This is a genomic window from Pedobacter hartonius (assembly GCF_900107535.1).
GTDB classification, from domain to species: domain Bacteria; phylum Bacteroidota; class Bacteroidia; order Sphingobacteriales; family Sphingobacteriaceae; genus Pedobacter; species Pedobacter hartonius.
Map to the genome: position 1 here is coordinate 154,677 of NZ_FNRA01000002.1, position 14,586 is coordinate 169,262.

15 protein-coding genes are annotated in these 14,586 nt (G+C 43.0%); 10 read left to right on the forward strand and 5 right to left on the reverse strand.

Going from position 1 to position 14,586, the window contains the following annotated elements; all coding sequences use genetic code 11:
- Positions 1-52 precede the first annotated feature (52 nt).
- From BLW16_RS04185 to BLW16_RS04195, 3 genes are all read left to right on the forward strand, one after another.
- On the forward strand, positions 53-472 hold the full coding sequence (locus tag BLW16_RS04185) for a nucleoside-diphosphate kinase (RefSeq protein WP_090555322.1): 420 nt from the start codon (positions 53-55) through the stop codon (positions 470-472).
- Between the two features lie 89 nt (positions 473-561).
- Positions 562-1,278, forward strand: coding sequence for a BamJ family beta-barrel-assembly machinery protein (locus BLW16_RS04190; protein WP_090555323.1), 717 nt, complete (start codon positions 562-564; stop codon positions 1,276-1,278).
- 62 nt (positions 1,279-1,340) lie between these two features.
- The gene (locus BLW16_RS04195) at positions 1,341-1,523 is read left to right on the forward strand and encodes a hypothetical protein (RefSeq protein WP_090555324.1); all 183 of its coding nucleotides are present in this window, start codon (positions 1,341-1,343) and stop codon (positions 1,521-1,523) included.
- A gap of 2 nt (positions 1,524-1,525) precedes the next feature.
- Here the strand turns inward: BLW16_RS04195 and BLW16_RS04200 are convergent, their stop codons facing one another.
- Together BLW16_RS04200 and recF are read right to left on the reverse strand one after the other, a co-directional pair.
- Positions 1,526-1,816 (reverse strand): DciA family protein, encoded by a 291-nt coding sequence (locus BLW16_RS04200; protein WP_090555325.1) that lies wholly within the window; start codon positions 1,814-1,816, stop codon positions 1,526-1,528.
- On the reverse strand, positions 1,809-2,912 hold the full coding sequence (gene recF / locus BLW16_RS04205) for a DNA replication/repair protein RecF (protein ID WP_090555326.1): 1,104 nt from the start codon (positions 2,910-2,912) through the stop codon (positions 1,809-1,811). The genes BLW16_RS04200 and recF overlap by 8 nt, the downstream gene beginning before the upstream one ends.
- 201 nt (positions 2,913-3,113) lie before the next feature.
- On the opposite strand from recF, the gene BLW16_RS04210 reads away from it, so the two are divergent.
- The 6 genes from BLW16_RS04210 (at position 3,114) to BLW16_RS04235 (ending at position 7,359) form a co-directional block, all read left to right on the forward strand.
- On the forward strand, positions 3,114-3,785 hold the full coding sequence (locus BLW16_RS04210) for a tetratricopeptide repeat protein (protein ID WP_090555327.1): 672 nt from the start codon (positions 3,114-3,116) through the stop codon (positions 3,783-3,785).
- 70 nt (positions 3,786-3,855) lie between these two features.
- Positions 3,856-4,347 carry a 6,7-dimethyl-8-ribityllumazine synthase gene (gene ribH / locus BLW16_RS04215; RefSeq protein ID WP_090555658.1) on the forward strand — a complete coding sequence of 164 codons (492 nt, stop codon included), beginning with the start codon at positions 3,856-3,858 and terminating at the stop codon, positions 4,345-4,347.
- 267 nt (positions 4,348-4,614) lie between these two features.
- Positions 4,615-4,947, forward strand: coding sequence for a bacillithiol system redox-active protein YtxJ (gene ytxJ, locus BLW16_RS04220; protein WP_090555328.1), 333 nt, complete (start codon positions 4,615-4,617; stop codon positions 4,945-4,947).
- Positions 4,948-5,020: 73 nt separating this feature from the next.
- Positions 5,021-5,899, forward strand: coding sequence for a lipoyl synthase (gene lipA / locus BLW16_RS04225; protein WP_090555329.1), 879 nt, complete (start codon positions 5,021-5,023; stop codon positions 5,897-5,899).
- 62 nt (positions 5,900-5,961) lie between these two features.
- Entirely contained in the window at positions 5,962-6,513 is a 552-nt protein-coding gene (locus tag BLW16_RS04230) for an RNA polymerase sigma factor (RefSeq protein WP_090555330.1), read from the forward strand.
- Positions 6,514-7,359, forward strand: a complete 846-nt coding sequence (locus BLW16_RS04235) for an anti-sigma factor (RefSeq protein ID WP_090555331.1) — start codon at positions 6,514-6,516, stop codon at positions 7,357-7,359.
- Here BLW16_RS04235 and BLW16_RS04240 read toward each other — a convergent pair.
- From BLW16_RS04240 to BLW16_RS04250, 3 genes are all read right to left on the reverse strand, one after another.
- Complete coding sequence (locus BLW16_RS04240; protein ID WP_245735119.1) at positions 7,352-8,842, reverse strand: NAD(P)H-hydrate dehydratase; 1,491 nt, start codon at positions 8,840-8,842, stop codon at positions 7,352-7,354. The genes BLW16_RS04235 and BLW16_RS04240 overlap by 8 nt on opposite strands.
- A 141-nt stretch (positions 8,843-8,983) precedes the next feature.
- Complete coding sequence (gene uvrA / locus BLW16_RS04245) at positions 8,984-11,833, reverse strand: excinuclease ABC subunit UvrA (protein WP_090555332.1); 2,850 nt, start codon at positions 11,831-11,833, stop codon at positions 8,984-8,986.
- A gap of 185 nt (positions 11,834-12,018) precedes the next feature.
- Positions 12,019-12,627, reverse strand: coding sequence for a lytic transglycosylase domain-containing protein (locus BLW16_RS04250; protein ID WP_245735120.1), 609 nt, complete (start codon positions 12,625-12,627; stop codon positions 12,019-12,021).
- 396 nt (positions 12,628-13,023) lie between these two features.
- Between BLW16_RS04250 and BLW16_RS04255 the strand changes: the two genes are divergently transcribed.
- Positions 13,024-14,559 carry a pseudouridine synthase gene (locus BLW16_RS04255; RefSeq protein WP_090555333.1) on the forward strand — a complete coding sequence of 512 codons (1,536 nt, stop codon included), beginning with the start codon at positions 13,024-13,026 and terminating at the stop codon, positions 14,557-14,559.
- Positions 14,560-14,586: the final 27 nt, after the last annotated feature.

Below are 14,586 nucleotides of genomic sequence, written 5' to 3' on the forward strand. Positions count from 1 at the left end.
TGTTTAATATTAACAGCAGAAAATGTAGTTTTGCAGAACAAATAAAACTAAGATGAGTACAAACAGAACATTTACAATGATTAAGCCGGATGCAGTAGCAAACGGACATATCGGTGCGATTATTAATGACATTACGGCTGCTGGTTTCAGGATCATTGCTTTAAAATACACAAAACTGACGGCAGAAACTGCTGGTAAATTTTATGAAGTGCATAAAGACCGTCCGTTTTACGGAAACCTGGTTACTTTTATGTCTTCAGGACCTATCGTAGCTGCTATTCTTGAAAAAGACAATGCAATCGAAGATTTTAGAAAACTGATCGGTGCAACAAACCCGGCACAGGCTGAAGACGGAACTATCCGCAAAAAATATGCAGAATCTATTGAAGCAAATGCTGTACACGGATCTGACTCAGATGAGAATGCTGCAATTGAAGGAGATTTCTTCTTTACAGCTGCTGAACGTTTCTAATCCCTGTTCATGATCTCAAAATAAGATTACTTAAGCACCCCTTAAAAGGTGCTTATTTTTTTTAAACCTTACCAACCGAAATTAAATCCATGAAGAAATTATTGATTACGCTATTGGTTCCCTGCTGCAGCCTTGCAGTGAATGCACAAACCAAAAAACCTGCAGCAAAGAAAACCACCAGGACAGCAGTGGCACCGGTAAAATTTGCGGGCACGCTGGATTCAGCAAGTTATGCATTCGGGATGTCAATGGCTTCAAGCCTGAAGAACGGCGGACTCAAAACGCTGAACTATGAGTTTCTGATGAAGGGGCTGAAGGATGAATTTGCCGGCCAGAAGACCCTTTTAACCCAACAATCTGCACAAAAAGCAATTGAAAACACCTTCAAAACCGTAAGCCAGGCTAAATTCTCAGCCAATATTGCCGAAGGAAAAACATTCCTGGAGAACAACAAAAAGAACTCCGGTGTACAAACTACGGCAAGCGGATTACAGTATATGGTACTCACACCGGGTACTGGCACTAAACCAAAGGAAACTGATTCTGTACTGGTACATTACAAAGGCACCTTACTGAACGGAAAGCAGTTTGACAGTTCATATGACCGCGGCGAGCCCATCACATTGACACTGGACAGGGTGATACCGGGATGGACAGAAGGAATGCAGCTGATGTCTGCAGGTTCGAAGTTCAGGTTCTTTATTCCATATCAGCTGGCTTACGGCGAACGTGGCGCAGGTCCGGATATTCCTCCCTACAGCACACTGATCTTCGAAATTGAACTGCTTAAGGTAAAGGGTAAGTAACATTTGTCCCAAACCATTCCATGATTAGTTTGTTGTGATCACATAAATTAAATCAAACTATCATGAACATCAAAAAACACACCCCCCTGGCATTAATTGCTTTATTGGTTACAACCCTTTCCAGCTGTTCGTTGGTAGAAGGCATATTTAAAGCAGGCGTATGGTCTGGTATAATCGTAGTCGTGGTAGTGCTTGCCCTGATTATCTGGGTGATCAGCAAGATCTTTGGCGGCGGCAAAAGCTAGTCCTACAAAAATATAATTTCATTGATGACTTCAGAACCGGCGCGCTCATTCAATTTCTGGATGATGCCGGTTCTCACCATCAGCAGTTCATTTTTAATTACTGATGATTCAATCCGTACAAACAGCTTCCTGTGTGCAATATAGATCTGCGTGGTCCTGTTGCCAATAGCAGTGCCCATGATCTCAGGCCACATGGCCACAACCCCTGTTTCATCAAATTTCCCTCTTAACCTGTATACAGACAACATCTTTGTAATGGCATCTTTCAGGGTCATATCATTTGGTTTACGCATGCTGTATAGATCCGTTAACGACCTCAAACAAAGTTACGGGAACTTTGATCTGATTGAAAATATTTAATACTCTTTCTTTCCCTGTATCTGTAATAAAGATCTGCCCGAAATCGTGATGTGAAACCATTTCCATCAGCTTGTGCATCCTGTGGTCGTCAAGCTTATCGAAAATATCATCCAGCAGCAATAAGGGTTTAAAACCTTTATATTTTTCCACATAGGCATACTGTGCCAGTTTCAGCGCAATAAGAAAAGACTTCTGTTGCCCCTGTGAACCAAATTTTTTCAGCGGCATATCCGCAATACTAAAGATCAGGTCGTCTTTGTGTATCCCCGTGGTCGTCCGTTCCAGGATTTTATCTTTTTCTACCGACTGCCGGAGTAAAGTTTCAAAGGCGGTATCATTTAACTGCGACTGATAAACAAGGCTTACCTTTTCAGCAGCTGTAGTAAGGTACTGATAATATTTATTGAATAACAGGATATAGTCCTGCATAAACTGCTTGCGTTTTTCAAAAATTTTCTGCCCGGAGCTCACCAGCTGCTCGTCAAATATCTCCAGCAGCGTCGGATCATAACGTCTTGTAACAGCAATTTGCTTCAGTAAAGCATTCCTGTTCAGCAAGTGGCGGTTATAGGTGATCAGCTCATCCAGGTACTGCGCATCTGTCTGGGAAATCACATTGTCCATAAACCGGCGCCGTTCTTCACTGCCGTCCATAATGATCGTCACGTCATAGGGAGAGATCATTACCAGCGGAAAAAGCCCGATATGTCTTGCCAGTTTATCGTATTCCTTTTTATTCCTTTTGAATTGTTTCTTCTGGTTTTTCTTTACGCCGCAGGTGATCTTTTCGTTCTTCTCCTGGCGGTCAAAATCTCCCTGAATCAGGAAAAGCTCTTCTGCTGTTTTGATCTGCTGACTATCAATAGGATTGAAATAACTCTTACAAAGGCACAGGTAGTGGATCGCATCCAGAAGATTGGTTTTACCGGCGCCATTATTCCCAACAAACGCATTTACGGTTTTGGAAAACCGCAGATCAGCATCAGAATAATTTTTGAAATTGAGCAGAGTAATATTTTTTAACCACATAGTATGAGCAGTCAAAGTTACCGTTTAGCTTTGTTAAAATAACCTGATCTGCAGATTTGTTTCCCTCCGGATGCTATCCCTATCAGATTCAGGAAGTTCTAAACTTCGGGCTTCCGCTAAAATTTTACTGAAATACTAAAAAAGGGGTTGATACTTTAATCGAAAAATGTATTTTTGCAATCCTTAATTTTTTTAAATAAAATGTCCACAACAGAAAAAGAAGTAAATCATAATGTTAGAAAAGGTTCATTTTTAGAAGAAAACTCTAAAAGCCTTTTATTCATTGCCGCTGCGGTAATCTTATTAGTGATCATATACTTTTGGTATCAGAATGTATATTTAAAGGACAGGGCTCAGGAAGCTTCTGCAAAAATGTACAAAGCAGAACAATATGTTGGCGTAGACTCACTGGCTAATAAAGCGGTTAACGGAGATTCAGGTTATCCGGGATTTGAAAAGATCGCTGAAGAATATAACAATACAAAATCGGCAAATTTAGCGAACCTTTACCTTGGCGGAATCTATTTACGTAAAGGTGAATACAAAAAGGCAGCTGATGTATTGGGCAAATATGCTGAAACAGGAAGCCCCGTTGCAGATCCATTAGCATTGGGAATGCTGGGCGATGCTTACAGCGAGCTGAAAGATTACAGCCAGGCGATTACCTATTATAAAAAAGCGGCTGACAAATCGAGCAACAAGTTTACTTCTCCTATGTTCCTTAAAAAATTAGGTTTGGTTTATGAAGCTCAGAAAGATTTTGATAATGCTGAAAAATCGTATACCAAGATCAAAACAGAATTCCCGGCCAGCCAGGAAGCTACAATGATCGATGAATATATTGCCCGTGCTGCTGCAGCTAAGGGAAAATAAAATAAAATATTTTGACAAAGGCCTGCATTTTATGCGGGCCTTTTTTTATACTAATACTTACATTTGTGCTATGGCAACAAATTTAAAGAACCTCTCTGATTTCTCGCATACAACTGTTCCTGACGGAAGTGCTTACAAAATAGCTATAGCTGTGGCTGAATGGAATGCAGATGTAACAGGGAGTCTGTACAAAGGAGCATTTGAAACCCTTCTGAAACATGGTGTGAAAGAAGAAAACATCCTTTCTGTACCTGTTCCCGGAAGTTTCGAACTAACCGGTGCAGCTGAAATTCTGCTGAATAAACATGCTGAACTTGATGCCGTAATCTGTTTAGGCTGTGTAATCCAGGGAGATACCAAACATTTTGATTTTATCTGTGATGCCGTAGCAAATGGTGTAACACAGGTTGGAATCAAATACAGTAAACCCGTTATTTTTGGGGTGCTGACCACAAACGATCTGCAGCAGGCATTGGACAGATCCGGAGGCAAACACGGAAATAAAGGAGACGAAGCAGCAATCACCGCTATTAAAATGGCTCATTTACTGGCAACTGTATAATATCAGCTTTGTTTTTTTTCTTAAATAGCGTAGCTTAGCAAAAAGAAAAACAAATTTAAGCCAGTTAGATGAAACCATCATGATCATGATAGCTTCATGGCCGCTGAACAACAAACAGAATCATATGAAAAAGGTAGCGATCGTATTACTTGGCGCATTTTTTGCAATAACAGTCTTAGAGTCATGCGGATCGCGGATCTGCCCTGCGTATCAGTCCTATCCAAAAGGCAGCCGGAGAAAGTAAGCTTTTAAAAATTAACGAAGAAGATGGAGTGGAAGAACATTACTGATCTGAACCAGATCAGCGATATTAAATCGAGTACGGGATATAGTTTGATCTTTAAACACAGCACCCGCTGTTCAGTGAGTTCAATGGCCAAAAGGCGTTTTGAATTGGATTGGGAAATTATTCCCGAAGAAACAAAGCTGTATTTTCTTGATTTAATCAGCCATCGTGCAATCTCAGCGAAGATAGCTGAAACATTCCAGGTTCTCCATGAATCTCCGCAGATCCTGCTGATTAAGGATGGTGACTGCATACTGGATGCCTCACACAGCGACATTTCGGCCGACGAAGTGGCTGAAGTGATCAAGAATTAGAAATATCTTTTTTTAATGGTAACATGACATTTCATCTTTATAACAATTCAAACCTATTGCTTAACTTTGCTGTATGATCGAACTTCCGGTTGTTTCAGCAAACACAGTACAACGTAAACCAGACTGGCTTAGAGTTAAGCTACCTGTAGGGAAAGAGTATGCACAAGTACGCAGCCTTGTAGATACCCATAAGTTACATACCATTTGTGAAAGCGGCAATTGCCCTAATATGGGTGAGTGCTGGGGAGCTGGTACAGCAACCTTTATGATCCTTGGTAATATCTGTACCCGTTCCTGCTCTTTCTGCGCAGTGGCGACAGGCAGGCCGAAGGCTGTGGATACTGATGAACCTAACCGCGTGGCAAACTCGGTAAAACTCATGCAGGTAAAACACTGTGTAATTACTTCTGTAGACCGGGATGACCTTAAAGATGGTGGTTCAATCATCTGGGCAGAGACTTTACAGGCTATCAGAAGGGAAAGTCCTGAAACTACGCTGGAGACATTGATTCCTGATTTCAGAGGTATTTGGGATAACCTGTACCGTGTATTGGAAGAACGCCCTGAAGTAATGTCACACAATATCGAAACTGTACGCAGGTTAACCAAACAGGTTCGCGTACAGGCAAAATATGACAGAAGCCTGGAATGTCTGAAAAGAATTTCTGACTTCGGACTCAGAACCAAAACTGGTATTATGCTGGGCTTAGGCGAAACCGAAGATGATGTACTGGAAGCAATGGATGATCTGGTAGCAAACGGCGTACACATCCTTACACTCGGACAGTATTTACAACCTACCCGTAACCATCATCCGGTACTGGACTGGATCCATCCGGATCAGTTCGCAAAATACAAAGAAATTGGCCTGGCCAAAGGGTTAAGATATGTGGAAAGCGGCCCTTTGGTAAGGTCATCGTATCATGCTGAAAAACATCTTTTTGATTTTTAAAAGGGCTCCAAGTTCAAACAAAACATGTCTGAACTTGTTAGACTTTCTGTATATTAGCAACATTGGCAGCGACTAAAAAAATATCCCTCACAGAAGTAGACCTGGTGCGAGCACTCAGAGGTCACGAAACTATTGCGATACAAGCACTGTACGATATGTATTCTGGTGCATTATTAGGCGTAATTTCAAGAATCGTACAGCAACCAGAAGTCGCTGAAGATTTATTACAGGAAACATTTATAAAAATATGGAACTCAGCCGACAGCTACGATAGCTCCAAAGGCCGTTTGTTCACCTGGATGATCAACGTTGCCCGTAACATGGCCATAGATAAACTTCGCTCGAAAGATTTTCGAAATGCCAACAAAAACCAAGACATAGAAAATAACGTAGATTTTATTGACTCGCAAAAAAAGATCACTTTCAATGCTGATACACTTGGTTTAAGAGATATGGTTACTGCACTTAAACCAGAATTCAATGATGTATTAAATATGGTATATTTTAAGGGATATACACATGTTGAGGCAGCAGAAGAACTGAATTTACCATTAGGTACGGTGAAAACCAGAATCAGAATGGCTATTATGGAATTAAGAAAGCATTTTAATTAAGTGGAAGAATCAAAGGCATACATCGAAACAGGCATACTCGAACTTTACGTGTTAGGGCAGTTAAACGCCCAGGAACAACTGGAGGTTGAGGATATGTCGGTTAAATACCCTGAAATCAGTAAGGAGATTAATGCCATAGAGATTGCTATGGAGAAATATGCCGTAAGCCATTCAATAAAGCCCACGGCCAGTTTAGAGAAACAAATCTTTGACGAGATTGGTGCTACGCCTGCTGAACAGCTTCCAGCTGCAACTGCAGGCAAAATAGTTCCCCTGCATCCAGACAATTCCTCCTCCGCAATCAGAACATTAAGATTTGCACTCGTAGCCTGCGTTGCCCTGCTGCTGATCAGTGTTGCAGCGCTTTATTCTGCGCATAATAAACTAAACCTCGCCAACCAGCAAATTGCTTCTTTAAGTACTGACAAAGAAAAATTTGCTGCTACAGTAAGTTATATAAAAGACGAGAACAAAGATCTGCAGGAAATCGCTGCAATTTCATCCGATCCTACATGGATACCTGTTAAGCTTGCCGGAACTAAAATTTCTCCACAGGCCAACATGATGGTGTACTGGCATAAAAAAGGGCAGCACGTCATGGTAGATAATACCAAAATGGCACTCCCCGAAAATGATGCCTCACATCAGTACCAGTTATGGGCTATGGTGGATGGCAAACCAGTAGATCTCGGCGTATTTGACGCCCAGACACAACCTAAGAAATTGCTGCTTGCCATGAAGGAAGTGGGTAATGCACAAGCTTTTGCCGTTACGCTTGAAAAACGCGGCGGAAGTGTAAACCCTACTATGGAAAAGATGGTAGCTCTTGGCGCCGTGTCTATTTAATTAATCCTTTTAGCGTTTTGGAAACGCGGCCCGTTAAATCAGAAGCGGAAATGCTTACCTGTGTTTCAGCCAGTTCATCACCAGCTTTCCCGTGCAGGTAACAAGCAATACATGCTGCCTCATTAGCAGTATACCCCTGGGCTGCAAATGAAGCTATCAAACCCGTAAGTACATCACCCATTCCTCCTTGTGCCATACCAGCATTTCCTGTCGTATTAACCGTAACCTTTCCGGTCAGATCAATGATAAAGGTATACTGGTTCTTGAGGACGATCACACAGCCCAGTTCCAAAGCTTTTTCCCTTGCGGTCTCTAAACGTTCCCACCAGGAATCATGATCGCCAAACAGGTGGTCAAATTCTTTCATATGGGGCGTCAGTACAGATCCTGAAGACAACTGTTTAAGCAGCTCCGGCTTGTCGCCCATCATATTTAAGGCATCTGCATCAAGAATCAGGGGAACCTTCAGCTTAAGAAGGCCCTGTAAAATCGCAATACTTCCTTCGGCTGTCCCCAATCCCGGTCCTGCGGCAATTGCGCTAAACTTGTTCGTCTTCTCAGGGATCAAATCTGCCCTGTCAAGGTACATCACCTCCGGTAATCTTGTATTCAGGGCAGTGAGTCCACTTTCAGGAATGGATAAAGTAGTTAGGCCAGCGCCTGCATGCAGACAGGCATGGGCAGAGAGCAATGCAGCTCCCATAGTTTGCTGCTGCCCGGCAACGATCAGTGCATGCCCATAGGTGCCTTTGTGACTAAATGGCGCTCTCGGTTTTACCAGGCCTGTAAGATCCGGCCCCTCTATCAGCCGGTAAGGAGAATCACAGTTTTGTATAAATTCTTCATCCAGCCCTATCGGAACAACCGTAAAACGTTTCAGGGCCTGCACAGACTCCGGAAAGAAAAAGTTAATCTTGGGCCGCTGAAAACAGATCACAAGATCAGCCTTCAGGTAAACACCTTCTTTTTTCAAGGGGCCTTCAGCAGGAAATCCTGTAGGTACATCTACTGCAATCACCTGCCTGTTCAGGGCATTAACAGATTCTACCAGCTGGAGATAGGGACCTTCCAGCACAGCATTTAAACCTGACCCCAGAATAGCATCTATGATTACCTTTTCTTTCAGATCAGGTAAATCTGCAGCTGTATTTACCGCGGTTAAAGGGAACCACAGGTCTTCCAGCCGTTTCAGATTAATTGTATATTCTTCAGTTTCTTTTGCAGAGAAGTTAACGAGGTAAACAGAAACTCCGGAATACCCGCTGTCTTTCAATATCCTCGCAATAGCCAGTCCATCACCCCCGTTATTGCCCTTCCCGCATAAAATAGCTATTGAGGTAGCTTTTTCAGGTACTTCCTGCAGGAATGCTTTTACAAAAGCCCGGGATGCGGATTCCATCAGGTCTACGGATAATATCTCCTTGTTCTTGATCGTAAATGCGTCTGCGGAACGCATCTGTTTCTGATTCAGCAGGTTTTTCATCAGTAAATATTTGTTTTTATCGGTTATGAAGCTATCATATTGGTGTCAGCACCAGGATGCCTTTGGCAGTTAAAGGTTATATTTTCATTTAAAGATACAATATCTTAACTGATTCACTCAGCAATCCTGATGGTAAATCAGTTAAGATCTGATATTCATTTCTTTCTTCAAAAATTTTCCGGTAAGGCTGATCGGGTTCTGGATCAGTCCTTCAGGTGTTCCTTCGAAAATGATCCTTCCACCACCGGCACCACCTTCTTCACCGAGGTCAATTACCCAGTCGGCCACCTTAACGACATCCAGGTTGTGCTCAATTACAAGCACCGTATTTCCTTTATCAACCAGCTCATTGAGTACGCCCAACAAGACACTGATATCTTCGAAGTGAAGCCCTGTAGTGGGTTCATCCAGGATATAAAATGTTCTTCCCGTATCTTTTTTAGAAAGTTCCGTAGCCAGTTTAACCCTTTGGGCTTCTCCGCCGGACAGGGTAGTTGACGACTGGCCAAGGGTGATATATCCCAGACCCACATCTTTAAGTGTCTTAATTTTCCTGTAAATAACAGGCATATTCTCAAAGAAGTCGCAGGCATCTTCGATACTCATGTCCAGTACATCACTGATGGATTTACTACGATAGCGAACTTCAAGTGTCTCCCTGTTATATCTTCTGCCTCCGCATTCTTCACAAGGTACGTGTACATCCGGCAGAAAATTCATCTCTATCACCTTCATTCCTGCGCCCTGACAGGTTTCGCACCTTCCTCCTTTAACGTTAAAAGAAAAACGTCCGGGTTTGTACCCTCTGATCTTGGCTTCAGGAAGCTGTACATATAAATTCCTGATATCCGAGAAAACACCAGTATAGGTGGAAGGGTTTGACCTTGGCGTCCTCCCTATCGGGGCCTGGTCAATTTCAATTACCTTATCTATTTCCTTCAGTCCGTTGATCTTTTCATATGCCAGGGGATGTTTCTTGGCCCTGAAAAAATGATGGTTCAGAATGGGGTATAATGTCTCTGTGATCAGGCTCGACTTTCCACTGCCCGAAACACCGGTTACCGCAATGAATTTACCAAGGGGAAAGTCTACCGAAACATTCTTCAGGTTATGTCCGCTGGCTTTAAGGATGGACAGCTTATGTCCGTTTCCTTTTCTTCTTTTCTTAGGCACCGCTATCTCCTTTTCTCCGTTGAGATAGGCGGCAGTGAGCGTACTCGATTTCAGGATCTGCGCAGGAGTTCCCTGTGCAACGATCTGCCCTCCGTGTAAACCTGCAGCAGGACCAACGTCAATCACATAATCGGCTTCCAGGATCATCTCCTTATCATGCTCTACTACAAGGACTGTATTTCCAAGATCACGGAGGTTCTTCAAAGCGCCGATCAGCCTTTCGTTGTCGCGCTGGTGAAGTCCGATACTGGGCTCATCCAGGATATACATGACGTTCATCAGTTGTGAACCTATTTGTGTGGCCAGACGTATCCGCTGTGCCTCACCACCCGAAAGCGTTCTTGCAGTACGGTCAAGGGAAAGATAATTCAGCCCTACATCAGACAGGAAACCCAACCGGATGCGGATCTCTTTCAGGATCTCCTTTGCAATGGTATTCTGACGTTCAGTTAAACGGCTCTCCACATCAACGAACCAGCTCTTCAGGCTGTTGATATCCATTTCTGCCAGTTCAAATATATTCTTTCCGTCCACCTTAAAATGCAGGCTTTCCTTTTTCAGTCTTGCGCCTTCACATACCGGGCATGTTTTAAGCTTGCGGAAATTTTCCATATCATCAACCGCACCTTCACCCTTCTTCTCATTTTGCTCTTCCAGTAATTTGATGATTCCGTCAAAGGTGATCTGATAATTCTGTACATTCCATTTATTGTATTCCACAGCTACCGAAAGTAGTTCAGGAGTACCATTGAGAATGATATCTATATGTTCCTCTGTTAATTTCTCTATCGGGGTAGAAAGGGAAAAATTGTATTTTTTAGCCACTGCCTTGATCACCTGGAACAACCAGATATCGCGGTATTCACCCAGCGGGGCCAGGCCTCCGTTGATGATACTCAATTTTGGGTTGGGCATCACAGACTCCCTGTCTACCACAAAAATATAGCCCAGCCCGTCACAGCGCTCACATGCACCATAGGGTGAGTTGAAAGAAAAACTGTTTGGCTGAGGCTCATCATAGGAGATCCCTGTTGTGGGGCACATCAGAAACCGGCTGAAGTGAGAAACATTATTTTCTTTATCACTGATCTTGATAATCCCTTTACCCAGGCGCATTGCGGTTTGTACAGAATCGATCAGTCGTTTATGGTCCTTACGGTCCACCAGCAGCCGGTCTACCACAATTTCTATATCATGGATCTTGTACCTGTCCACCTGCATTTTGGCAGTCATATCCTGGATCTCTCCGTCAATCCTTACTTTTACATATCCTTGTTTACGGATCTGTTCAAATAATTCGCGGTAATGTCCCTTGCGTCCTTTTACAACCGGTGCAAGGATGTTCACTGCCAGTCCGTCATATTTTGTATAAATATTATTGAGGATCTGGTCTTCGCTCATACGTTCCATCTTCTCTCCTGTGTTATAGGAGAAAGCATCGGCCGTACGGGCATACAGCAAACGCATGAAATCATAAATCTCAGTGATAGTTCCTACGGTAGACCTTGGATTTTTGCTGGTAGTTTTCTGCTCAATGGCAATTACCGGGCTCAGTCCGGATACTTTATCTACATCAGGCCTTTCCATTCCGCCCATAAACTGACGGGAATAGGCACTGAAGGTTTCCATATAACGGCGTTGTCCTTCGGCGTATATCGTATCAAAAGCCAGGGAAGACTTTCCGCTGCCGCTTAATCCGGTGATCACCACCAACTGGTTACGCGGAAAAGATATATCTATATTTTTAAGGTTGTGGACCCTGGCACCATATACTTCAACATCCTTTTGCTCGCCCAGGTCAATGGTATTTTTGCTCATATATATTTATAAACGCTATTGAAATCTTTGAAATTAAGACAGCAAATTTGCAGCCACAAAAATGCTAAAAATTTTATCATCAAAAAAGCCTTTTGAGGCTTTTGACATCAGGACATTAAAAGAAAAGTTTTCAACGCAAAAAGCCGGCATCATGTGCCGGCTTCCCCAATTGCATGTCAATATTATTATTCCCTGTTCGTATTCATTGCCAGCACTCTTTTAGGTGCATGGAAACCATAACGTGCAGGATCTCTCAGGATCTGTTTCATCGAAATGAGTTTATACACATAACCGCCTGTTTCACGGTTCAGCTTCATTTTGAAATAGTTATCCTGACTTTGCCTGTGGATCTGCTTTTTCATGTGGTTATCCCCTACATTATATGCAGCGGCTACTAATGTCCAGCTATCGAAAATCCCATAAAGTTCCTTGATGTATTTGCAGGCGGCGATGGTAGATTTCCGCAGGTTCTTGCGTTCGTCAATTTTCGAATTTACCTTTAGTCCGTAACTCCTGGCCGTGCCAGGCATGAACTGCCAGAACCCGTTCGCTCCTTTAGGTGATGTCCCTCCCTGAATACCCGATTCAACCAGGGGAACATATTTAAAATCGTCAGGAATACCATAAGCTGCCAGGATCGGTTCAATAACCGGGAACCATTCAGCAGCTAAATGATGTAAACGATTGGTTTGAAGACTGCTGTAATTATGTGCAGCGAGAACTTTCTTCATTTTCCGCTCTACTTTCCTGTCTCCGAGAGGCAGGGATTCTTCCGCGAAATTCAACTGAGCCATTAAAGATGCCGGCTCTTTTTTTATGGTGGGTATTGTGGGTATTATAGTGTTTTTAACAGTGGTATTGACTTCTTTTTTTTGACTTTTTGCTGCTTGGGGCATGTAGTAAGCAAACACTTTTGCCATAACCAGTAATCCTAAAATTACTGAACATGTTATTATGTGTTTCTTTATCATTTTCCTCCTTTTTTTGGTTAACAATTATAAAACGCCTGCAAACATACAATATATAAAGCTAATTATCAAGCTATTACGCGATTTAGGGTCAAAAGGCCGGTTTAAATGCCTGTAGAGCACGATTTTAAATTTAACATCAGGATGAAAAATATAGGAGGTGAATTGAGCTATTTTTATTAAATTTGCACCCCGCATTAAGTATGTGGTTAACAGCGTATCATGATAAAAAATAACAACAGGAACAGTCGGGATGACAAGTCCAAACCGGGAAACCGAAGCACAACAGGTAGAAGCCAGAGTGGAACAGATAGTTCTTACAAAGGTAAAAGCAAGTTTGAGGGGAAAGACGGGAACGATAAGAGTAAATCTGGAGCAGCAAAGGACAATTACAGGCCAAGAGCGGCAAAAGACGGGGATGCTAAGGATTTCAACAGCAGGCCGCCAAGAGATGGTGAAAGAAGCAGCTTCAGGCCAAGAGCAGGAAGAGAGGGGGATGCCAAAGATTTCAAAGGCCGGCCACCAAGAGATGGCGAAAGAAGCAGCTTTAAACCAAGAGAAGGTGACAGCAGTAATTTCAGACCAGGAGCAGGAAGAGGCGGAGATGCCAAAGATTTCAAAGGCAGGCCGTCAAGAGACGGTGAAAGAAGCAGCTACAAACCAAGAGAAGGTGACAGCGGTAATTTCAGACCGCGAGAAGGCAGGGATGGAGAGAGCAGTACCTTCAGGCCTAAGAGTCCAAGAAGCTCAGGAGGTCCGTCAAGTTTCAAACCACGGGCATTCAAAGAAGGCAGTTCCAAAGAAATGCCGAGAAATGAAAGCCGCAGTTATGTAAAGAAAGATAATTTCAGTTCAGATGGTGAAAGACCATTCAGAACATTCGATAAAAAAAGCAGCACTTCAAGAAGTACTGACAGCAGGCCGTTCAGAAAAAGAGAAGAAGGAGGCCCCCTGTTATCAGGTGGAAAACCTTTCTCCAAAGACCGTCCTGCGGCAGCGCCGGTAATGCGCAGCAGGAAAGAAAGCAACAGTGTTGATGATGGCAAGATCCGTTTAAACCGCTACATCGCCAATTCAGGCATTTGTTCACGCCGGAAGGCCGATGAGCTGATTGCCGCCGGTGTTGTTTCAGTGAATGGCGTTCCGGTGTCCGAGCTGGGACATAAGGTAGATCCTGCAAAAGACGAAGTACGTTACAATGGTGAACTGCTGAAACGTGAAAAGAAAGTTTACGTTGTATTAAATAAACCCAAAGATTATATCACCACTACTGACGATCCTCAGGAACGCCGTACGGTAATGTCACTGGTAGAAAAAGCAAGCAGGGAGCGTATCTATCCTGTTGGGCGTTTAGACCGTAACACCACAGGTTTATTATTGATGACCAATGATGGTGATCTGGCAGATAAATTGTCACATCCCAAGAATGGCATTACCAAGATCTACCATGTTGAACTGAGTAAAAGTCTGAGTCAGGGTGACCTGAATAAAATTCAGTTCGGTCTGGAACTTGAGGATGGTATTATCAAACCAGACTCGGTATCTTACGTTGCCGGCGGTTCAAAACGTGAAGTAGGCATCCAGATCCACAGTGGTAAAAACAGGATTGTCCGCAGAATATTTGAGCATTTGGGCTACGAAGTAGTTAAACTGGACCGTGTAGTATATGGTAACCTGACTAAAAAAGATCTTCCCCGCGGAAGATGGCGTCACCTGGAAGAACATGAACTGATTCAGATCAAACATCTGATCCAATAATTAATATCCGGTAACGTAATATTAGAA